The following is a 22510-nucleotide window of genomic DNA, read 5'->3' as shown; positions in this document are numbered from 1 at the left end:
CACCATCAGGCATCCTCCCCCTTCGTGTCTTCAAATTTGGCAATCAGACCGGGCAGCTCTTTCAGCAAGAAGGAGCCAAAGTCACTCTGCGTTTTGCTATCAACGGAGAAGACGGTCGCTTTGCCAGTGTGCTTGACGAGCACATGCTTGTTTCCAAGCCATTCAGAAGATTTCGCGGCGCGGGTATGAGCTGCAACAGCAATCTCACCAGAAGAGGACGCAGAACCTGCCTCCATCTCGCTTGGCGTTTCCTGCAGCAGCTGCAACACTTCGCTAAACCGCTCATCGCTGTGCAGCTCTGTGAATGAGTCCAGCGCAAACAGCGAGGCAATCGCTTTTTCGTGGTTTGGCGCCAGCTGGCCCTCGTGGAAGAAACTTGCCATCTCTTCCCAACGTGGCCGTCCGATTTTTGGGGCAGGCCCAATCACACGCAAAAACTCCTCAGGCATGGTTGCCGCCAGCTTGCGGAGTTTGGAAACGAGAGACTTGTCTTTGCCAATGGCTTTGACAATGAGCGTCTGCGGGTAATCTTGCGCAAGGCGGAATACAAACAGGCAGGTTTCAATGAAACTCAGGTCTTTCCGTTCATGGTTTTCCTGGCCTTGAGCAACCAACAATTCTTCATCAGAGAGCGGCTTGATGACACCGCGGACGGGCTTGCCCAAAGCGCGGCAGGCTTTCCAACGACGGTGACCATAAGCAATCTGGTAGATGCCGTCTTCATCTGGCGCAGGACGCACCAGAATTGGCACTTGCTGTCCAGTCTCCGCAATAGACTCTTTGAGCGCCTCAAATGCCGGATCAAACGCAACTTCCATACGGTCCGCAACAAAGGAGGGTTGAACCTGTTCCGTGTTCAGTTCCACCACATTGTCGGAGGTCGCCATTTGCGTGTTCAGCGTTTTCAACTCTTCACGCAGTTTGTCGCGTTCGTCTTTGATCAGGTTGATCTCGGCTGCGCCAATAGCACCGGACGACAAACGGGGGCGAGGCGCTGTTGCATCCGCAACCATGCCCGCCATACCGCCGCCTGAAAACAGCGTGTCTAATGCGTTTTTCCGGTCCTTAGCTTTGTTCATAGTGTTCGACCCCAAGAGCTGCGGAGAAGATCTTCAATTTCACGGTTTACCGAATCCATGGATTCAAGCGCACGCTTAAGCGTTTCGCGGCCAATGGCGCCCGGTTCCAGTTCGTAAAGCGATTTCTTTTCAAGGCCCGCATTGGCCACCGCGGTGGATTCCAAAGCTGGCGATGTCAGCACATCCTCACCAAAGAGGGCACGCAACAAGCCAACCACACGGGTTTGCGGGCTGTCATTTGGATTGTGACGGGTCACAAGGAACCGCATCCAGTCCAGATTCATTTCGCCGCCATTGTTCTCAATCACAGCCATCAGGTCAGAACTCATGCCGAGGAACTGGTTACAGCTTGCAAGGTCCAGCATCTGCGGGTGCAGCGTGATGAGCAATCCGGTGGATGCAAACAGCGCGCCCAGTGTGAGGAAGCCAAGCTGTGGCGGACAATCGATCACAACAACATCGTAGCGATCATCAACTTCGTTCAGAACGTTGCGGATGCGGCGGAAGAAGATATTTTCGCCGGTAGACGCACCAGAAGCGATCGCAGTTGGAACGATGTGCTCAAACTCAGCCAACTCAAGGTTGGCCGGAACCAGATCCAGATTGTCAAAATAGGTCGGGCGGATCACATCACCCAGTGTACGGCGGCCTTCATCATAACGCAGAGCACCAAACAAGGTGCAGTTTGGCTCAACATCAAACTCAGGCTGCACACCAAACATCGCAGAAAGCGAGGCTTGCGGATCAAGATCAATCGCGAGCACACGGTAGCCGCGCAGAGCCAGATAATGGGCAAGATGCGTGCTGGTGGTGGTCTTTGCGGAGCCACCTTTAAAGTTGGCGCATGCAATCACCTGCAGCTTTTCACCGTCGCGACGGCGCGGCAGGATGTTAACGGCTTCATCACCCTTTTTACGGGCGGCAAGCACTTCACGGATCGCGTTGATCTGCTGCAACGTGTAACTGCGGCGGCCATTAGCAAGGCGGGTTGGCGTCGGGCCTTCTCCGTCCAGATCCAGCTGGCGAATAGTGCTTTCAGAAACACCGATAAGACGGGCAACATCGACAGAAGAAAACGAGCGCAGCAATTTATGCGCTTCAGGCGGATAAAGTTCTTGTCTTAACCGGTGCAGCTGGCCAGAAAGGAGCTGCGAATAACGGGAGATCTTCTCAGACGGAGTTTCCTCACGCAAAAGAGTGTTGTTGCCGTATTCCACTTCGCTTAGCCCTCAAACGGTTCTAGTCATCTACAAACGGAAAGTGCGCCCATATGGCCCGTGTTTGCGTCGAAAGGGTAACCAACCTGTAGTTCAGTTCAATCCCTTTTTGGTTAATCCTCATTAACACTTATGATCAGCGTTTTTCTGAGAGGCATAATATCTATTATTTTCAATTAGTTATGCTGTTTCAAAAACTCAAAAACGAGGCGTGCATAAAATCGACAAAACAACCGATCCATTTCTCCAGAAACATATTCATGCGTCAGCTCGCTCCGACTCAATCATCCAGCTTCTGATTCTCACGCCTCCTCACAGAGCAATAACACTGCGTGGAGTAGGGAGGATAAGTTTTCTGAAACACCAGAGATAAGCTGAGCAATTCATCGCGTATTGGGGGGAGATATTTTGCGATCTATAAGTGATTTCCACTTAGAGCGTTGCTAATAGTTTCTGCCGTTTATACGCGAAGAAGTGAGCCGGCAGAGTATAGTTGAGATTATTTTATTAAAATAGCGAATAAACTCTATTTCTGTTCATCGAACTCTAAGTAAGTCTGATTCATATGCTCAATGAATAAGACCGTACTTACACATTTTTTTAAAAATAATCGATAATTCGACGATATTTTCCATAAAACGCTCTCGTTTTATTGGAAAGTTATGTCATTCCTACGCAATTTCATTGCTTTTATAGTTCAGATATTGTTTTACAATTGATGTAATAAGAAGGCCAATTCATATTTGCAATTTAACTTGGCCGGATAACAAAACAAATGACCTAGTTTCCATACCGACGAAAAGAAACGCCAAATTGCATAGATAATAATTGTAAGGCAGATAACTTTGAAAATAGAGGATACCTTAGAAAGAGCCGTAACATCGGTCACTGCACAAAACGTCCCGTCATCCGCCTCTCTCATTGACAGGGCCTACGCGCACCTGCGGGCGGCAATTTTGTCTGGCCAGCTTGAGCCGGGCAGTAAATTGCGCATTCGCGAGATGTGCAGCACATTTGATGTTGGGCCTACACCTGTACGCGAAGCACTTTCCCGTCTGGTGTCTCAAGGACTGGTTGCCACGCAATCTCATAAGGGATTTTATATTCCAGAACTTTCGCAAAAAGAGTTTCAGGATATTATTGATCAGCGCCGCCTTCTTGAAAGCGCAACGGTGAGAACCGCCGTTGAAAAGGGCGACGCTCAATGGCGCGAAAGCGTGCTGGATGCCTACCATGCTCTGCAGGAAATTGAGCGGACATGGCAAGCTTCACGGCGTGATTTCTGGAATGAATGGGAAGAAGCCAACCGCGTGTTTCATATGACGTTGGTTGAGGGAGCAGGCTCCAGTTGGGCAAGCCGGTTCCTGCATATGCTTCATGACCAGTGCACCCGCTACCGCGCTGCCATGCGCCGTGCCGGGTTTATTTCAGAAGGCGTTCAGGATGATCACACTCAGCTGATCAATGCTGTGCGCACTGGGGACGGTGAACTGGCCGAGCAAACGATCAAAGCACATGTTGATCGTCTACCTGCTCTTTGCATGCCATCTTAGAGCGTGTTCCGTTTGATTGGTTTCAATCAAACGACAAGAATTCGCTCCACCAAAGATATTAGAGCGCGATGCGTGAATGTTAATGATCGCGACGTGCTCTAATGACTTGATATATTGAACTTATTGTCGGTGAGAGACTTGTTCTCCCACCGCAATAGCCGGTGAGTGATCCAGAATTGCCTCTGGTGAGCGCAAACGCTGCCAGGTTTGATGAGCATCAGCCTGTGCAGTGATATCCTCGTATCCAAGCGCGCTGTAAAACTTCAACGCAGGCTGATTGATGCGGTGCACTTTCAACTCGTGCCTGCAGCCATAATTTTCCAGCAAAAACTGAAGTGCCTGTCGCCCGAACCCGCGTTTGTGGTGGGCGTAGTCTATGTACAGCGAATGCAGGAAGTGCTCTGGCGTGAAGTAGCCAATGAAGCCGATACGCTCTCCTGCATACTTCAAGACCCAGACATCCTCTCCCTCAACAAGGCTTTGAAACTGGCTGGCATCTACGAGGCTGGTGTAGTCATAAGCAAACGTACGGCTCGCCACACTCTCATAGAGCGCAGCGAGCACGTCGTGGTCGTCAGATGTGTAGGGCAGGATTTGGAGCAAGCCTTGCCTTCCGTGTTCAGGGTCAGGCTTTACTGGCCATCCAGACATTCTGGCGGCAAAACTTCCGTTTTATTCTGCGAATCCAGGAAATGATCGAAGCTGTGGTTACTCGCCTGCGTTTCAACCTGCTCATAAGCGGCGCGAGACTGAGACACCATCGCGTCCTGGAACTTCAGACGCTCACCAGACAGAGGCATCGCTTTCAGGTGATCAGACTGGTTCTTGGAAAGATCAGCGATAAAGCCAGTGTAAGAGCCCTTCTGCTTCACGCCTTTCAAAATTTGAGCGGATGGTGTGAGCTCCGGATTGTCCAGCTTGGCCGCTTGCGCGTTCACAGCGTCTGTGTGGCCTGTACCGCCGTACACTTCATCCATAATCTGAGCTGTCAGACGCATATCATCTAGCACCTGATGGCCTGCTTCACGCAGTTCCATACCACCATCGCCATAGGCTGGTAGCATCAGGTTTGGCAGGCGACCCTGCCAGGCAACCATGCGCTGCTGATCGTTGAGCGCCTGCTGCTCTCCAGAGGAGATACATGGAGACGGAGCAAGGGTCATGTGGGTCAGGAAGGCATTGAGGAAGTGAGCCTGCTGCTCGCAAATCCCGATCGGATTGAGCGGATTGATGTCGAGAGAGCGCAATTCGATGTATTCGACACCACGGCGACACAGCGCAGCAATCGGGCGCTCGCCTTCCTTGGTGTTTCGCTTAGGCCGTGCAGAGCCGTACAGCTCGTTTTCAAGCTGCAGCTGGTGCGTGTTGATCTGCTTGTAATCGCCTTCTTCCGCCACACCAATTTGCTCGTACTGGCGCACAGACGTTGCAAGAGCACCGCGCAGGCCTTCAATGTAATCGCAAAGAGAGTTGTAGTGAATGTCCAGCTCACTCTGCACGACGCTGGTGTACCCCAGATCGCTCATGCGCAGAGACGTTGCATATTCGCCAAAATAAGTGTCATCACCCAGCATGGACAGGGTCGGGTGCGAGGATGCAAGATAGCTTTTGTCGACGGCAGGAGAAGCCCCAAACAGGTAAAGCACCAGCCAGCCATGACGCTGCAGGTTACGGATCAGGCCGAGATACCCTGCACTGCGGAAGTCCTGAAGGCTTCCGCCGGAGGTACACTGCTCATGGAACTCGTGCCAAAGGCCATCGGAGATGGAGAAGTTGTAGTGGATCCCGGAGATCGTCTGCATACGCTTGCCATAGCGATGCGCCAGTCCCTTGCGGTACAGCGTTTTGATCTGCGCCGCATTCGAGTTTCCATATTCCGCGATGCGGATCGTCTCATCACCGGCGATTTCAGGCGGCATGGACGCATTCCACAAATACTCGCCATCATCCGTCTTACGCGCTGCAAAAGCCTGCAGTTCTTTCAAAAAATCCAGGCTCTCTGCAACAGAATGCACAGCAGGTGTGATGAACTCCACCTGAGCCTCAGAGAAATCTGTCGTGATAAACTTGTGCGTTAGCGTTTTACCCAGAGATTCCGGGTGATCACGCAATGACATAAAGCCATCTCTGCCAACACGCAGAGCTTCTTTTTCGATCCCCACGCGGAGTTCAGCAAGACCTTTTCGTACTGTGCTATTTTCCAACAGCTTCAGCGTGGCTTCACCTAATTTTGTCATTCTCGTTCCGTTAATCTGCGCAAAACGGCTATATGGGCTCAAAGTATCCTTGTGCACCTTTCGGTTCACTCTCTCATAGATACTTCCTAATTTCGTGGATGCAAGAGTACAAAACCTGTCGAATTTTCCTTAGTGTTTTATGCGCAACTTCCATCATTAATGCGTGAACCAAGTTCAATTCGAGAATAAAATTAAACTGAGAAAATGAAGAAATTACCCGTCTGACTATCAACATGCCAACAAGATGTATTCCTTAACCCGCTTCAATAATCAAAAAAAATATACTTGGGCAAAGCACCGCCTATCCACGACCTAAACTGCTGATTTCACCATGAAAGCTCCAGATTATCTTCACCCGCAAAGACAGAGGACAGGAAACAGCACACTTGCATGCACCGAAATACAATCCTCTGGTTCATAAAAAAACCGAGCATTCCTAATCCGCCTGACAAAGTTCGTGTGCATTTTGAACACTCTATCTGATATTTCGAACGCCGTGCATCACGCTGCATAGCCAGAAACTTCCATTTAAACCTTACTCGGCATCTAAACTTTGCTTGCTTTAAGCTGAAGCATTCTCAGGAAAGTCACAGTCGCTCATCCCGCATAAAACAGTCTGGTCCTTGCGAGTATTATCGAGAGTTACGGCGGGTCTGCTTGCAAAATCCTCAGTGGATCCAGAGTTGGATAACTCCTTTTCTTTCGGTGTGGCCCTCACCACTCCTCACCATTTTTGAGGCTATCAGCAAAACAACCTCAGCAATTCTTATGGGTGTCATCCTTTTCATGTGCCCGTTACCTTTTGCAGATCGTCCTGAAGAGGCCTACGACTTGCAAATCAAGCTCCCTTTAAGCACTCTCGCAATCACTCTTCCCCTATTGGCAGGGTGCGTTTCTGATGAAGAGCGCCTGCCACAGGCCTATTCGCCCTCCATCGAGATTCCACCGGGGGCAACGCTGATTACGGTCAACACCACGCCTGATGGTGCCTTCTGTTTTCTGGAAGGGTATCGGTCATCCATCTTTCTAAAGCACACGCCGGGTCCAATGGTTGTGCCCGCCGGATTTGAGAGCAGAAACCTCATTTGCGAATTGAAAGGCTACAAAACCACACAAGGCGCTGTGCTTCCCGGCCCGCCGCCGCCAGATGGTGACAAGATCATCATCCAGCGTGTCTTCATTCCGGTTGGCGTGAATGTTCCCAACTCCAGCCCCGCAGGCGCTGTTGTGCCAGATGGCTTTGTTGGCACCTACCGCCGTTAACCCAGCACCGCCTCATAGCGGGTTTTGAAGTTGGCTGTGAGGTAATTCATCAATTCCCGCACCCGGTGCAGTTGGTGCCGTGTTGGCGGGCTCACCAGCCAAAGCGGTGTTGTCTGCTTCCAGCCGGACAGCATTTCCGTCAACTCGCCGCGTTTGATGAGTGCATCGGTGTAAACATCCGCAAGGCGCGCAACACCCAGGCCCGCAGCTGCTGCCTGGCACATGACGCGGCCATTGGAGATCTGGAATCCTTTTTCCGCCTGCACCACAATGCGCTCTTGTCCGCGCGTGAAAATCCATTCCTGCACACTGCCGGAAATGAATGGAAGACCTTTGAGATCAGAAGGGTGGCGGATTTTGGAATGAGCTGACACAAAGGACGGGGACGCCACATAGCGGGTTATGATGGTGTGCAGCTTGCGGGCAATCAGGGTGCTGTCTTCTAAATCTCCCATCCGCAACACAAGATCGTAGTCGGTCTCCAGCAAGTCTTCCCGAATGCTGGAAAAATCCAGTTTCACCTCAATCCCCGGATTGGCGTGCTGATACTCAATCACCAGTGGTGCAATCAGCTCCTCCCCAATCAAACCACCCACAGCGTTCATACGAATGGGACCCGTCAGGCTGTCCGTCGCCTGCGATGCCAAATCAGATGCATCTTCAATCTGCTTCACGCCGGTGCGGCACATTTCATAGTAACGCTCACCAATTTCAGTCAGGCGCAGTTTGCGGGTGGTTCTAAACAGCAGCTGCACATCCAGCTGCTCCTCCAACTGGCTCACCTGTTGGCTTAAGCTTGCTTTTGAAAGACCCGTTTCATCAGAGGCTAAGGTAAAACTGCCATGTTCTGCCACAGCCAGAAACGAGCGAAGGCCATTCCAGTAGATATTGTTCATTTCAGCCTAACAATCATTTCGTATTACCCATATTTATCAGCGTGATCATTTTTGTACAATCGCCTCAACACAACGCAAGTTCATCTTGCTCAAGAAAAAGCTAACTAGGCAGGAAAACAAAATGACAAAGCCACTTATCATTATCACTGGCGCAAGTTCCGGCATTGGTGCAGCGATTGCGAAGTCTTTCAGCGCAGCTGGCCATCCACTTCTTCTGCTGGCGCGCCGGGTTGAGCAGATGGAAGCTCTGGGTCTTCCAAACACACTGTGCCGCGGCGTTGACGTCACCAGCCGTGAACAGCTGATTGCAGCTGTTAAGGAAGCGGAAGAGAAATTCGGCCCTGCAGATGCACTCGTTAACAACGCTGGCTGCATGCTGCTGGGTGATCTGTCCGTTCAGGATCCAACTGAATGGGACCGCATGATCGACCTGAACGTGAAGGGTGTTCTGAACGGCATCCACGCAGTTCTGCCAGGCATGAAAGCGCGCAAGGGCGGCTCCATCATCAACGTCAGCTCCATTGCAGGCCGCAAAACATTCCCGGCACACGCAGCTTACTGCGGCACCAAGTTTGCCGTTCACGCCATCAGCGAAAACCTGCGTGAAGAAGTAGCAGCAGACAACGTGCGCGTCATGACCATTGCTCCGGGCGCTGTGCAGACTGAATTGCTGTCTCACACCACCTCTCAGGACATCATTGATGGTTACGAGCAGTGGAAGAAAGAGATGGGCGGCGTACTGGACCCACAGAACGTAGCTGACACTGTGATGTTCGTTTACCAGCAGCCACAGAACGTCAACATCCGCGAAGTTCTGCTCGCAGCAACAGGCCAGCCTGCATAACGCAAAGCAACCACGATTTTATAAAAGCCGGCTCTCTCCCAGAGCCGGCTTTTTCTATGAAGCGAGTTCTTATCAATCAGAACGCGTTTTATGAGTTCGGCACGTCGCTCAAATGACGGGCGATGGCCTGAAACAGCGCGATCGACTTCATCTTCACCATCTCCTTATCGCGTTGATAAGAAGGATAGGTCGAGGTTTTGGCGATCACCACATTTCGAGCCGGGTTGATATAGAGGAACTGGCCGTGAATACCGATCGCGGTGAAGTCACCCTGATCAGAGTCCAGCGGCAGCCACCACTGGTATTTGTAGCCAAGCGGTGAGGGGCTCTGCGGATTGTTGTAACCGGGCATCAAGCGTGGCTCGTCCGGCGTGACCGATGTGTTGATCCACTCTTCCGACACGATGCGCTCGCCTTTGTGGTTCAAACCACCACGCTCCAGCACCATTCCCACACGCAGCATATCACGCAGGCGAATGTTCACCCCGCCAAAGACAACCGGTTCACCTTCCTGATCCACCATGATTTCAGCGGAGGATTCAGCACCGATCTTGGACCATAGCTTTTCGTTGAACCACTCTTTGTAAGGTTTGCCAGTCGCTCCACGCAGCACCCAGCCCACAACATGCGTATCAATGGAGGAATAGCGATTGTAAGTGCCCGGCTCCAGCTCACGCGGCACATCCTTGGTGAACTCATCCTGAGAACCCAGCAGGATTGCGACGACAGACTGGACGATGTCTGAATTCAGATCAGCGTAGTTCTCGTTCCAGCGGACACCCGACGACATTTCCAGCACGTCTTTCAGACGAACACCGTCATAAGCCGTACCCTTGAGCTCCGGCACATACTTGACGACCTGATCTTCCACACTCTCGATATGCCCTTCATCCAGCGCCACCCCAACAAGGATGGAGGCCATGGATTTGGAGACAGACATCTGAATGGCATGAGTCTCAGCGGTGTTGCCGCGATCATAATACTCATGGATCAACTTACCATTGTGCATGATGGCAAGGCCGGTGGTGTGAGAATCCAGAATGTAATCTGCTGTAGAGGCTGCCTCGCCCTTATACATAAAGGTCGCTGGCATCGGTGATGCCTGATGCGCCCGCGGCAACTCATAGGTCTCATCTGGCGCTTTCACCGAGGTACTGGAATACTCTTTGTAAAGCGACCTGAATTTCTGATCGATGTTCTCAGGTTTGAATGCATCCGCATAAGCCATCACGGCACGGATCTCGGCAATATCTTGCCGGAAGTAAAAAGCACCCGCTGCCAGCAGCAGCACAACGGCCAGAACACCCCAGCCAATCTTCTTCAACATGACGTCCCCCCATTCGCGGTGAAAGGTCAAAACCTCCAGAGCGAACCCAAACCTTACGCATAGGTTAATCGCTTGTAAAGCGAGCCGCTGGCTACATAAGAGCGGTGTATTACTCAATTAAACGCAATTAAAACATAAGCGCTCACACAACCTTTGCGGGTTTCCTGTTTAATGGTGGCGACCTTCTTTTCTCCGAGTGGTGGGAGCAACTGGTATGCAGACAAAAGCAAAAACAACCCTTCTTGCACTGAGTTTCTTCGTTTTTTCAGCAGGTTACGGCCTCGCGCAAATCAACAACTTTGCGGATGATCCTGTCGCAAACGAAAACGCCAATCCCTTAAAGTCAGAATACCCCGATATCGTGAGCCCGGTTTCTGATTGTCCCGACATCGCAGAAAAATACCGCACCGGCGGCGCTGGCGCTGATCCACTGGGGTATCCGCCGAATTTTGGTTTCACCAACATGTCCGCCGCTGATCAGGAGGCTTGCATCAAGGAAATCAACAAGGATGGCAACATCAATGAGAAGCAGGAAACCCAGGAAGAGAACAACATCCTGCAGAATTGAGGGCAAGCTTGTGCTTCTCTAAGAGATTGTTATTGCAGCGGTAAATAGATCTCGACAACGAGATCTTCAGGAGCTGTGTTGGTCGGGCTGTTCCAAAACACCTCATAACACGGGTGATCCGCGACCTCTTCACCCGAGTTCGGCAGCCACACACCATAAAGGTAACAGAAAGCCGCCTGCAAACCTGCATACGGCCCCTGATGGCGCAGCACGGCACAGCGTCCCGCTGGAATGCTATGTGCTTCAAGTCCCTCAGTATTTTCAAACTGCGGCGGAACAACAGCACCTACACGAGAGCGTAATTCATTTGGCGGCACGATTGAAGGATCGTCATAATAAATGCCAACAAACGGCCCACATTTGCGGATCACACCACGAGAAGACAGCATCGCAGCTAACTTACTGAAAACTATACCCATGTCAGAGTAGGGACCGTGATGATAAAGGACCTGCAATGTCTTTTCAGGCACATCTCTGATTTCCACCGGATGCATTGAAAAGATACCGCTTTTTTCCGAGGCAACCGCAGGAGCAACGCTTTTATCCTCACGGAACTGACCGGGTGCAACGCCATACTCTCCCTTAAACGCACGAGAAAAACTCTGTGCACTCGGGTAGCCATATCTCTCCGCAATCTCGGTAACAGCTTGTTTTGTTTGAACAAGATCTAACGCGGCTCTATTCAGCCGGATGCGGCGGATTGAGCTCGCCAGCGTTTCACCGCGCATGCTCTGGAAAACACGATGCCAGTGAAAACGCGACATGCAGGCAACATCAGCCAATGCATCAAGGCTAAGATCACCATCCAGATTTTCATAGATATATTCAAGAACACGCAGCATTCGATTCTCATAGGCCGCCTTGTTCTGCTCCGCTTTCACGCCCCTGCTTCCTCTGTCTGTTGTCATTTCCACCCTTACAACACAAGGGGAGTGAACATATCTTGCTATTTTGACCTTGAAGCAAGCGAGTTGAGGTGATTCATGAGCAAACCGAAGCAATCATTACTGGCGGTTTGCTTTGAGTAGTTCCACCTATTGCTGCATTCACTTACCAACTCACCTTACACGCTTTCTTTCAGAAACTGACAGTTCTTTGAGCCCCGACGGTGACTTAGTCACTTTCACGAGCAAATTTCTGAAATTTTACTTATAAAACGGTTGCTTTTCGGACCTTGGCTCGGATAAAGCGGAGGCAACAACTGGCCAAGTATCGGGCTATGGCCTAATCAAAACAATCTAAGGATTGCAAATGACCGACGCAGCGTTGGCCCCAGCTCCTGTGCTTGATCAGGAAGCCAAGACCGAATTTCCTATTCCAGCAAACGTATTTGCTGAAAAAGTAGTGTCCGTTAAACACTACACTGACCGCCTGTTTAAATTCCGCATCACGCGCCCAAGCTCTTTCCGTTTCCGCTCTGGCGAGTTTGTCATGATCGGCCTGCCAAATGCTGAGAAGCCGGTTTTCCGCGCATACTCCATTGCAAGCCCATCCTGGGATGAAGAGCTGGAGTTCTTCTCCATTAAAGTCCAGGACGGTCCGCTGACTGAACATCTGCAGAAGATTCAGCCAGGCGACACCGTTCTTATGCGTAAGAAGCCGACCGGCACGCTCGTAAACGATGCCCTGATCCCAGGTCGTCGTCTTTACATGTTCTCTACCGGTACAGGCGTTGCACCGTTCGCATCCTTGATCCGTGATCCAGAAACCTATGAGAAGTTTGAGGAAGTCATTCTGACCCAGACTTGCCGCGAAGTGAATGAACTCACCTACGCGAAGGAACTGGTTGAGGAAGTGAAGAACGATCCACTCGTTGGAGAGTTCGCAGCTGGTAAACTGCGCCTGCACACAGCAGCGACCCGTGAGCCATATCCTTGTCAGGAACGCATCACCACTCTGATCGAAAACGGCAAGCTTTTTGAAGACCTTGGCGTGCCAAAGCTGGATTCTGCGATTGACCGCGGCATGATCTGTGGTTCTATGGAAATGATCAACGACACCAAGGCGATCCTTGAAAAGCATGGCCTTGAAGAAGGTTCCAACGCAGCCCCATCCACATTCGTGGTTGAGCGCGCATTCGTTGGCTAAGCCTTTTGCTTCATAATTTTGCGAGAAGCCCGCTGTTCATTCAGCGGGCTTTTCTTTTGTCTGCACTTTGCAATCTATGCCTCTTCCGTCACTTTCATTGCCTCTTCAAGGACCTGGTTAAACCGATCAAGCGCACCTTCAAAACGACCGAAAGTCAGATGCGTGTTGGCACCGGAGGCAAACCCCTGCTGAATCTCTTCGCCCAACTCAAAATCTTCAATGAGGGTCGTTGAGGTGATCGCCTGATTGCGGACCCAATGCTTCTGCATTTCATCAGTTTGCGGCATGGAATTGGGGGCCAGTGTCGCCAATCGCACCCGCGTACGGTCAACGGCCAGCGGTTCACAATGCACCCAAACGATATGGTCTTGCTGAACAAGCAGCTGTGTTCCCGGCAAGACAGAATAGATGATGTTGGCGTGCTCACGAAGTCTCCACTCCTCCTGAGGTTTATCTCTCAGTTCAAACAGAGTGATGCGCGGCAACACGGACCGCATGTTCCCACCCAACATCTGATAACTGGACAGGTTCTCCGGAAAGTACGGGCCAATTGTTTTGCGATGGGCTACGCGGAAGTGATAGGCCTCGATCCCGCCTTCAATCAGCGTCTTCCAATTGGCAGCAATTTCAAAGGTTTCTTCAACCGCAATCCGGTGATCTGCAAGCCCCAGCCAAGACAGATCATCAGAGAGCGGAGCGAGGCTCTGTTGGATTTCCTGCACATTTGTGGCATTCGGATCGGCGATAACCCAGACAAAACCATGGGTTTCCAGCACTGGAAGTTCCTTTAGGCCATATTGAGAGCGATCCAGATCCGGAAAGCCTTGCTGCTCCTGCGGCACCGCTACCAAGTCGCCTTGGTTGGACCATGTCCATGCATGGTACGGACAGGAAAACCTTTGTTTACAGCCAGTTTTTTCTCTCACCAGCTTAGCACCACGGTGGCGGCACACATTGAGGAACGCATGAGCTTTGCCCTTGGCATCTCTGGTCAGCAGAACAGGCAGTCCGGAAACGGACCGACTAAGGAAAGCGTTTGCTTCTGACAGTTCTGCTGATTGCGCAGCGGCGACAGGCTTGCTGCGAAACAAAGCGGTCATTTCCTGAGCAAAGCGATCAGAACAGTTGTAACGCGTCACCGGGGAGTGCGTGACTTTCTCATCCAGAAACTTTTCATTTCTAGCATCCAAACCAAGCAACTCCGCAATCAAACTAATTTCTTCATCCCGTGTCATGGCAAATTCTCTACTTACCGATCGGTAAGTATACACTTACCACTTGGTAAGTTGTCAAGTTTATCCTATACAGATGGAAAGGGAGCAGGATTTGGATCAGCACGCAGAAAGCCCCAGAACACGTTACATCACAACGGCAAGCGCGGTCTTCGCACAGAAGGGCTATCACGCCGCGAGCCTCGCAGGCATCGCAGACAGGCTTGGTGTGACCAAACAAGCACTGCTTCATTTCTTTGGCTCAAAGGCTAGGCTTTATGAGGAGGTGCTGAGCGCGCTTTCTGATCGGCTGCTGTGTTCAATCGAAAACGTCGAGGGGACTACGCCAGAAACCAAGCTACGCACATTCTTCCTCCACCTCTCACAGGATGCGCTTTGCAATGTGGAGGACACACAGCTGGTTGCAAGAGCTCTGCTGGATGCCCAGACCACCTCCGAAAGCTGGCCTATGAAGCCATTTCTGGATGCACTGGGCGCGCTGGCTCACAAGACGAAGCGATGGTCAAAAGCCTCAGATGCTGAGCTCTTTTGTTGGATTTACCAGCACATCGGTTCAATCCAACATTTTGCCATCTCACAGACCACACTCAAGGGCATGTATGGAAAAGAAGCTTTCTACGTGCTCAAAAAGACGCATCAGGCACAGCTCCATGCGGCTCTTGCTGATCTGGAGGAAGAGCCGGTTTAGCCGTTCAACTCAAGCCGCTCGTGAATTTGAGCAATCTCATCTTTCCATTGCACTTGCAGGTGAGGTGACTGCCGGTTAGGCCGCCGCGACAGATCCGCTTCCATCAGCGTTTCCAACTCAATCAACCGCTCTAGCAGTTCATCTTCCCCGGAATGATCTGTTTCAGGCGTTGTATCCTCAATTGTCGTCTCAACAGCAGTTTGCTCAATGGCAGCAGCTTTGATGGCTTTCACCTGAACTTCTGCGATCAACGCATACGCGGCATCCACATCGTTTACTTCCTGCAGACGCCCATTTTGCACGACCCAAAACCGGTTACACGTCGCTTCCACCAGATGCCTGTCGTGCGAAACCAACAAGAAAGAACCGTTAAACGACTGAAGTTGGTTTGAAAGCTCATTACGCCCGTAAAGGTCCAGGTGGTTGGTCGGCTCATCAAGCATCATCAGGTTGGCCTGCACCTGAGACAGAGAGACAAGCAACAGGCGTGCGCGCTCACCACCGCTCAATTGAGAGACTTTCTGAGACAACTGATTGTATTTGAAACCAGCCGCAATAATGGTCTTCTCGCAATCAGGAACTCGTAGATCCACCCCAAGAGCTTCTCCGACTGACACCATCCCCTCAACCAGATTAGCTTCCCCTGGAAGCTGTTGAAGTGTCTGATCATAAAACGCAATCCGGCATCGTGGATGGACCCGCACGTCGCCCGCCTCACTCGTCCGCTTCTCCCAGCAGCAGCGCAGCAGGCTGGACTTACCTGTTCCGTTCGCTCCCATAACCGCAATCCGGTCGCCGGGCCGCACAGCAATGTCATCTACATTGTATAGGAACACATCCGCCACAGGCGGCGTCACGGTCAGGTCCTTCAACTGAACCAGCCGGTCAGCCTGAATTTGCTCTCCGGCAATAGACAGGTTCCACGGATAAGCCTCAACGGCATCAGTCTGGTCGTCCTTCATGCGGTCGACCATCTTTTCCATGGACTTGGCTTTGCGTGACAGGTCCTCATTGTCGAACGTTCGCCCCCAATCCGCGAGGCGTTTGGCACTGGCCTCAACGCGCTTGATCTCTTTTTCCTCGGAGTCACGCCGGGCGATACGTGCTTGAGTCAAAACTTCATGTTCTGCCAAGGCCTTTGTGCAGGGCAGGTCAAAGGCATTTAGTTTGCGATCCTGAAGGATCCAGGTGCGATTGGTAACGGAATTGAGCAATGTCGCGTCATGAGAGATCATTAGAAAGCTGCCCTTCCACGATTTCAGGAAGCTTTCGAGCCACATGATTGTTGGCAGGTCCAAGTTGTTGCTAGGCTCATCCAGCAACAACAGGTTCGGCTCAGTCATCAAAGCACGTGCCAGCATGAGGCGTGTCATCTGACCACCGCTGAGGTCCTTACAAAGCACTCTGGACTGGTGAGGCTCGAATCCCATTTCCGGCAGCATCACATCCACCTTCCAGTCCATCCAGTCGCGCTTATCCTTTGGCAATGCCTCACGAACCGCCTCAGTCAGCGTCAGTTCCATCAGTTGTTTGGGAAGATGTTGCTCAACACAGGAAACGACAGCAGCACGGGAGACCGAGATGCTGCCCTCGCTAGGCTCACCGCGACCAGCAAGGATGTTGAGAAACGTCGACTTACCGCACCCGTTGTGGCCTACCAGCCCAATCCGGTCGCCTGCATTCAGCCCGAAGGACAGGTTTTCAAACAACACACGCTCAGGCGACTGCTGCCACAGACCACTGCCGGTTATCAATGGATTGCTACTGGACTTCGCCACGGGACCGCGCCTCCCAACACATAAAACACTAGGAAACGGATTAGAGAAAAATTACGCAGCTTCCAAGAGGGCGAGAGGTGTAATACAGCAAGGGCACTTCAACTTAAGGGAGAAGAGAGGATTTCACGTCACACATAATCACAAAAAACTAGGAATGCGCCTCACAAAAAGAATATAATTTGACTGGTCCAATCAACAAGAAAACCAGAATTCAGTGTCTGTCAAACGCTTTAGCGCGTCACAGTTCATCCAGTGCCCTCATTCGCCACTCCTTATTCTACTCTGCTTTAATTTAGTGTTTTCGCACAGTTTATACGATTGTTGTGATAGGCGACCATACGCTAGTGGAAGTCCCGACTCGGGAATAGTTTTTTAGCCTGCTCCCTTGGGTGTCGGGCGCGAGTAATCTGAGGCAAGACTCTCTGATTGCGGGGAGCATCATCTGCCACAGGAAGCATTTTGCCAATCTCCTCGTCCATTGGATGGCCAAGTAATGATAGACGTTCCGAATAATCTTTTATTTCCTGTGCGATCAAATGCACTACCGAGCCTTCTCGTTGCAAATAGCCGGTGACATATAGCAAGCGACCTGAGATAACTTCACGCCGGAACTTTTCGTAAACTTTAGGCCAGACAATCACATTACAGACCCCTGTTTCATCTTCCAGCGTAAGAAAAATCACCCCAGAGGCCGTGCCGGGCCGTTGGCGTGTAATAACAAGGCCACAGACTTTTGTGTGGTCAAGTGCTGCACCCTGAAGGGCGGCATGAGTTGTAAGCTCAAGTATATCTGGCCGCAGCAACTCCATAGGGTGAGCGCGGAGAGAAAAGCGGGTAGAGAGGTAATCTTCAACCACTTCTTCGCCCAGATGCATACTTGGCAAGTGGACTTTCGGCTCAATAATAACTTCACCATCCAGAGGATCATTGAAGAGAGGCAGCGGTTCGGTCCCCCTAATTGCCTTCACCTGCCACAAGGCCTCTCGGCGATTGAGCCCCATATTAATGAAAGCATCAGCTTCAGCCAGTTTTTCTAGAGCCGCTGGGCTAACACCAGCACGATGCCAGATGCTTTGCGGGTCCGGATAGCCATTGCCTCGCGCAGCAACAATCCAGAGAGCTTCGTCTTCTTTAAATCCTTTAATCTGTCGAAACCCAAGTTGAATAGCGAGCTTACCATCTGTACGCCATTCTAACTTATTGTTCCAATCGCTATGGTTCACACAAATAGGGCGTATTTCCACATCATGCTCTCTTGCATCACGTATAATTTGGGCTGGAGCATAAAACCCCATCGGCTGAGAGTTCAACAAAGCACAAGCAAAAGCTACTGGATGATGGCATTTAAGCCATGCGGAAACATAGGCAAGCAGAGCAAAAGCTGCGGCATGGCTTTCAGGGAAACCGTAGTTTCCAAAACCCTCAATTTGAGAGAAGCAGCGTTCTGCAAATTCCAGCTCATAACCACGTTTCAGCATGCCCGCTACAAAACGCTCCTTAAACGAACTTATGGTGCCCATACGTTTGAAAGTAGCTAGAGAACGGCGCAAATGATCCGCTTCAGCTGGCGTAAAACCAGCTGCAACTTCGGCAATACGCATGGCCTGTTCCTGAAACAAAGGCACACCAAGAGTTTTGCCTAAAACCTCTTCTAGATCTTGAGAGGGATATGTGACCTTCTCTTTGCCCTGACGACGTTTGATGTAAGGGTGCACCATCCCTCCCTGAATGGGACCAGGGCGAACAATGGCCACTTCGATCACGAGGTCATATAAATTGCGAGGACGCATACGCGGCAGAAAATTCATCTGGGCACGGCTTTCTACCTGAAACACGCCAATGGCATCTGCTGCACACAACATATCGTAAGTTCTGCTATCATTCTGAGGCACAGTATCAATTGTAAGCTGATTGCCGTGTTTTTCCTCAATCAATGCAAAGCATTTGCGAATGCAAGTGAGCATGCCAAGACTCAGAACATCGATCTTGAGGATACCAAGAGCATCGATATCATCCTTGTCCCATTCAATGATGGTTCGGTCTTCCATCGCTGCATTTTCAATGGGACATAACTCATCCAGACGGCCTTTAGTTATAATGAAACCGCCCACATGCTGGGATAAATGGCGAGGAAAGCCCATGATTTCCTTAATCAAGTGGATGGTAAGTGCTAAGCGTTGATTTGAACCATTCAACCCTAACGCCTTCAAACGTTCTTCCGGTATTCCTTGATTGGAAGATCCCCACATCTGCCCGGAAAGGTTCGCAAGCAAATCTTGCGACAATCCCATTACTTTCCCTACTTCTCGAATGGCTGCCCGGGAACGGAAGTGAATAACCGTAGCGCACAGACCCGCTCGATGCCGACCATACTTTTTATAGATATGCTGAATAACCTCTTCACGGCGCTCATGCTCAAAATCAACGTCGATGTCTGGCGGCTCGCCACGATGCTCTGAGATAAATCGTTCAAACACCATAGAAATAGTTTCCGGGGCAACATCTGTTATGCCCAAAGCAAAACAGATGATCGAGTTGGCCGCAGAACCTCGTCCCTGACACAAAATATTTCTGGAGCGGGCAAAAGAGATAATGTCATGCACTGTAAGGAAATAAGCGGCGAAGCCCAGCTTATCGACTAGCGCTAATTCCTTTTTAACAAGAGCCTGTACCTTTGGGCTTTCGCCGTTGGGATAACGACGCTTGATACCTGCGAGTGTCAAGCGCTTCAGTCGTTCCTGAGCTGTTTCTGTTGCGCTACCTTCCTCCGGATACTCATAGGAAAGTTCACTCAGGCAAAAAGAACACCTATTGGCAATTTCTAGCGTACGCTTGATGGCGGCAGGATGAGCACGAAACAGGGACGCCATCTCAGAGAAAGGTTTCAAACGCCGCTCGCTATTAGGCAAAGCCCGACGGCCAATTTGATCAATAGTGATACCTTCACGGATGCAAGTCAGGACATCAGCAAGTTGGCGCCGATTGCCACGGTGCATAAGGACATCTCCCAGTGCCACCATAGGAGCAGCAAGGCGTAATGCGAGCTTGGCACAAGCATTAAAATAAGCTTGATCATTGCCATCATACTGCGGGGCGGCTCCAAGAAAGACATGGGAGGGAAAGACTTGCACCGCCTGCTGAATATGTTCTGCGACCTCACTGCAATCTAACAAAACTTGCGGCAAGGCTATGAGTACCATACCGCTGTCTTCTTCCAGCAAATCTTTATAGAATAGTTTACATTTGCCTTTCTCAGTGCGGCGCTTTCCTCTACTCAGCAGGCTAGATAAGCGGGCATAGGCATCCCGATCTTGCGGTAAGGCAATCCAGTGGATCGGGCTATCTTCAAGAACCAAACGACACCCAATCACCAAACGCGGCAGGGGGAAAGTTGGAGTTTGAAAATCATTTTTGCCTTCCTGTTCATCCATCTGGTGGCTGGAAGCAATAAGTTGTACTTCATCTCGTTTTCGAGTGATTTCCTTTAAAGCAGAATACGCTCTCACCACCCCTGCCAATGAATTATGATCTGTGATTGCAATAGCTGATAAGCCCAGATGAGCTGCGCGAGCCATCAGCTCCTCCGGATGAGAGGCCCCATTAAGAAAAGTGAAGTTGGAAGTAGCGCACAGTTCGGCATAACTCATGCAAACTCTCCTTGCACGAACCACGCCGGTTGCCGTGGAGTGTAAAACATCCAGAGCCTGCGCCCTTGTTTAGTTTCTATGTGCCAGTAATCTCGAACACCAGAACGCCAGTTCGGATCATCCAACCACCATTCTGGGGCAATACGTTCAGGCCCTGTAGCTTTAACAAGAGAGAAATGCATACGTCGCCAACAAAACTTACGAGGCGGTATTTTGTTCGTGGCATTAATAGGTTCCGGCGAGAATAATCGCAAAGGACGCTGCGATCCTTGGTTCTGCGGCCATTTGCTTTCTGGCAAGGTATAGGCCGCTGAAGCCTCGACAAATGCCCGCTCCGGTACATGGCTTTCTGCCGGCTGAAAGCGGATGATGTTGTCCAATCCAATACGGCTGCCAAGACGGGTGATGAGATCATCCAGAGCATCCCCAGAGTTCTGGTGAGCTGTGTTGGCTTCCACCTGTACCAGAGGTAGAGGTTCAACATCGAGTGCTTCTAAACGCAGTTGATCAATACCATAACCCGCATCTAGCTCCCTCACACTACGTTCAAACAAAGGCAGGATGCATTCTGCCTCTCGCATTGGACGGGCAAGGCGCAACTCTGCCTGAACAGCTGCCTGATCAACCCGCTGACAGGTCAGACGTAAGGTCCGGGCACCAAATTCTTGCCGCTTTAGCTTATAGCAAATACGTTTTAGTAGGCGTTCAAGGCCTGCTATGACATCATCATAAAGACCGATCGGATCTGGAAAGGTAATGCGAGCAGCATAAGAGATTTTTGGAGCTTCAGGTTCAATCTGCTCCGATTGGTTCCCTAGTGCCTGATCCATACGTCGAATCAGATCAAGGCTGAAACGACGACTAATTGTTGCCCGAGGCATAGCCATCAGCTCGCCAATGGTACGTAGGCCAAGGCGTTGTAAGGTTGTACAGGTGGCATCATCCAACCGAAGAGCAGCTACAGGCAAAGGGCTAAGAGCAGCTTTGAGTTCGCCTGTAGGAACGATACCTTTGCTGTAACGGGAAATAGCCCAGGCTGCACCACGAGTACCAGCCAGACCTGAACGCACATGCAAACGAAAATGGTTAAGACGCTGATGGATGCCTTCTAACATCTCTTCCTCTCCACCAAACAAATGGGTGGAGCCTGTTACGTCCAAGAGGAGGCGATCATTGCCATCAAACCCTACCCAAGGACAATACCGACCTGCCCAACGCAATAAAGCACTCAAGAAATGGTGGTCTGCATGGAAGTCAGCAGGCTCTGTCCGTAGATCTGGGCAAAGGGCTCTAGCATCAGATAGGCCCATGCCTTGCACCAAACCTTGCTGGACAGCCTGAAGGTTGAGGCAATAAAGCCGTTCCATGTTTTTCTCATGATGGGTCACCGCAAAGGGGACTTCAACCGGATTGATCCGCAATATGCGATCACTAGCGAGCCTCGGAAACCACAACGATACGATGCGCCTGTCCATCCCAACAAACCTTCCAATTGCCTAACGTTCCCTTTTTGTTCTTAATTAACTTCCAATGCAGAACTGTCAATCCTGAGGTCTTGAGGTTATGCTCATCACTCACAGAAGTTGAACATTCTGGAGCACATTGCCAACGGGTTTGTGCTGCATTGCTACCCATTCCTTCTGAAACAATAAGAATTCCTGTCGCCTGCCCCATCTCTGCAGCAAGTTGCAAGCGGCGGCCTGCTGTAAGATCCAGCGGGCGATAAAGCTCCGTAATGACATGAGATACCGCACCAGACCGCAGAGCCTCTTCTGCGCAAGATAACGACATTTGCTGATTTTTCGCTCTAACGAGGATGATCCGAGAGGGATCGCAAAAAGGCATCATACCAACAGGATTGACGATATCACTTTGCCAATCTAGCTGAACCCAAAGAATAGCACGTGCATTGTCGTTCCGATCTGTACCGCAGGCCATAGCAGCAAAAGCCGATGCACCAGCTCCGCAAACTTCGTGGGCCCGCCCAATTTCAAGTGGGAAAAATTGCTTTAGTTCTGCCATAAAATGCAGAATATCACCTAGAATAAGAACATATCAAGAACAAATATTTTTATAGTAAACATCCATCTTGC

18 protein-coding genes are annotated in these 22510 nt (G+C 50.8%); 6 read left to right on the top strand and 12 right to left on the bottom strand.

The window, feature by feature from the left end; genetic code table 11:
* Window positions 1-5: 5 nt before the first annotated feature.
* Both repB and repA read right to left on the bottom strand, forming a co-directional pair.
* Entirely contained in the window at window positions 6-1079 is a 1074-nt protein-coding gene (gene repB, locus PsW74_RS16225) for a plasmid partitioning protein RepB (RefSeq protein ID WP_063287828.1), read from the bottom strand.
* Complete coding sequence (repA, locus tag PsW74_RS16220; RefSeq protein WP_063287827.1) at window positions 1076-2296, bottom strand: plasmid partitioning protein RepA; 1221 nt, start codon at window positions 2294-2296, stop codon at window positions 1076-1078. Before repA ends, repB begins: the two co-directional genes overlap by 4 nt.
* 845 nt (window positions 2297-3141) lie before the next feature.
* On the opposite strand from repA, the gene PsW74_RS16215 reads away from it, so the two are divergent.
* Window positions 3142-3849, top strand: a complete 708-nt coding sequence (locus tag PsW74_RS16215; RefSeq protein WP_208989126.1) for a GntR family transcriptional regulator — start codon at window positions 3142-3144, stop codon at window positions 3847-3849.
* A gap of 120 nt (window positions 3850-3969) precedes the next feature.
* Here PsW74_RS16215 and PsW74_RS16210 read toward each other — a convergent pair whose 3' ends face one another.
* On the bottom strand, window positions 3970-4500 hold the full coding sequence (locus PsW74_RS16210) for a GNAT family N-acetyltransferase (RefSeq protein WP_082830594.1): 531 nt from the start codon (window positions 4498-4500) through the stop codon (window positions 3970-3972).
* Window positions 4482-6086 (bottom strand): glutamate--cysteine ligase, encoded by a 1605-nt coding sequence (gene gshA, locus PsW74_RS16205; protein ID WP_063287826.1) that lies wholly within the window; start codon window positions 6084-6086, stop codon window positions 4482-4484. Before gshA ends, PsW74_RS16210 begins: the two co-directional genes overlap by 19 nt.
* Before the next feature lie 768 nt (window positions 6087-6854).
* Here gshA and PsW74_RS16200 point away from each other — a divergent pair.
* Complete coding sequence (locus PsW74_RS16200) at window positions 6855-7349, top strand: hypothetical protein (protein ID WP_063287825.1); 495 nt, start codon at window positions 6855-6857, stop codon at window positions 7347-7349.
* On the opposite strand, the gene PsW74_RS16195 is transcribed toward PsW74_RS16200, so the two are convergent.
* Window positions 7346-8245: a LysR family transcriptional regulator gene (locus tag PsW74_RS16195; RefSeq protein WP_063287824.1), complete on the bottom strand. Its 900-nt coding sequence runs from the start codon at window positions 8243-8245 to the stop codon at window positions 7346-7348. The genes PsW74_RS16200 and PsW74_RS16195 overlap by 4 nt on opposite strands.
* A 121-nt stretch (window positions 8246-8366) precedes the next feature.
* On the opposite strand from PsW74_RS16195, the gene PsW74_RS16190 reads away from it, so the two are divergent.
* A complete protein-coding gene (locus PsW74_RS16190; protein ID WP_063287823.1) occupies window positions 8367-9089 on the top strand; it encodes an SDR family oxidoreductase in 723 nt (240 codons plus the stop codon).
* Window positions 9090-9177: 88 nt separating this feature from the next.
* On the opposite strand, the gene PsW74_RS16185 is transcribed toward PsW74_RS16190, so the two are convergent.
* On the bottom strand, window positions 9178-10416 hold the full coding sequence (locus tag PsW74_RS16185; protein WP_063287822.1) for a serine hydrolase: 1239 nt from the start codon (window positions 10414-10416) through the stop codon (window positions 9178-9180).
* A gap of 214 nt (window positions 10417-10630) precedes the next feature.
* On the opposite strand from PsW74_RS16185, the gene PsW74_RS16180 reads away from it, so the two are divergent.
* Window positions 10631-10984: a hypothetical protein gene (locus PsW74_RS16180; protein ID WP_063287821.1), complete on the top strand. Its 354-nt coding sequence runs from the start codon at window positions 10631-10633 to the stop codon at window positions 10982-10984.
* A 29-nt stretch (window positions 10985-11013) separates the two neighbouring features.
* Here the strand turns inward: PsW74_RS16180 and PsW74_RS16175 are convergent, their stop codons facing one another.
* Complete coding sequence (locus tag PsW74_RS16175) at window positions 11014-11892, bottom strand: AraC family transcriptional regulator (RefSeq protein ID WP_208988010.1); 879 nt, start codon at window positions 11890-11892, stop codon at window positions 11014-11016.
* Window positions 11893-12235: 343 nt separating this feature from the next.
* On the opposite strand from PsW74_RS16175, the gene PsW74_RS16170 reads away from it, so the two are divergent.
* On the top strand, window positions 12236-13072 hold the full coding sequence (locus tag PsW74_RS16170; protein WP_063287820.1) for a ferredoxin--NADP reductase: 837 nt from the start codon (window positions 12236-12238) through the stop codon (window positions 13070-13072).
* A 74-nt stretch (window positions 13073-13146) separates the two neighbouring features.
* Here PsW74_RS16170 and PsW74_RS16165 read toward each other — a convergent pair whose 3' ends face one another.
* Window positions 13147-14307 (bottom strand): SRPBCC family protein, encoded by a 1161-nt coding sequence (locus PsW74_RS16165; RefSeq protein WP_063287819.1) that lies wholly within the window; start codon window positions 14305-14307, stop codon window positions 13147-13149.
* A 91-nt stretch (window positions 14308-14398) separates the two neighbouring features.
* On the opposite strand from PsW74_RS16165, the gene PsW74_RS16160 reads away from it, so the two are divergent.
* Entirely contained in the window at window positions 14399-14992 is a 594-nt protein-coding gene (locus PsW74_RS16160; RefSeq protein WP_063287978.1) for a TetR/AcrR family transcriptional regulator, read from the top strand.
* Here PsW74_RS16160 and PsW74_RS16155 read toward each other — a convergent pair.
* The 4 genes from PsW74_RS16155 to PsW74_RS16140 all read right to left on the bottom strand — a co-directional run bounded on the left by PsW74_RS16155 (window position 14989) and on the right by PsW74_RS16140 (window position 22439).
* Window positions 14989-16770, bottom strand: coding sequence for an ABC-F family ATP-binding cassette domain-containing protein (locus PsW74_RS16155; RefSeq protein ID WP_063287818.1), 1782 nt, complete (start codon window positions 16768-16770; stop codon window positions 14989-14991). The genes PsW74_RS16160 and PsW74_RS16155 overlap by 4 nt on opposite strands.
* 341 nt (window positions 16771-17111) lie before the next feature.
* The gene (locus tag PsW74_RS16150; RefSeq protein WP_082830593.1) at window positions 17112-20417 is read right to left on the bottom strand and encodes an error-prone DNA polymerase; all 3306 of its coding nucleotides are present in this window, start codon (window positions 20415-20417) and stop codon (window positions 17112-17114) included.
* On the bottom strand, window positions 20414-21892 hold the full coding sequence (locus tag PsW74_RS16145; protein ID WP_063287816.1) for a DNA polymerase Y family protein: 1479 nt from the start codon (window positions 21890-21892) through the stop codon (window positions 20414-20416). The genes PsW74_RS16150 and PsW74_RS16145 overlap by 4 nt, the downstream gene beginning before the upstream one ends.
* Window positions 21849-22439, bottom strand: coding sequence for a hypothetical protein (locus tag PsW74_RS16140; RefSeq protein ID WP_063287815.1), 591 nt, complete (start codon window positions 22437-22439; stop codon window positions 21849-21851). The genes PsW74_RS16145 and PsW74_RS16140 overlap by 44 nt, the downstream gene beginning before the upstream one ends.
* Window positions 22440-22510: the final 71 nt, after the last annotated feature.

Origin of the sequence: Pseudovibrio sp. W74 (assembly GCF_001623085.1) — a bacterium.
Taxonomy (GTDB): Bacteria; Pseudomonadota; Alphaproteobacteria; order Rhizobiales; family Stappiaceae; genus Pseudovibrio.
The sequence above is the reverse complement of the archived record's forward strand: the minus strand, read 5'-3'. Positions and strand labels throughout refer to the sequence as shown.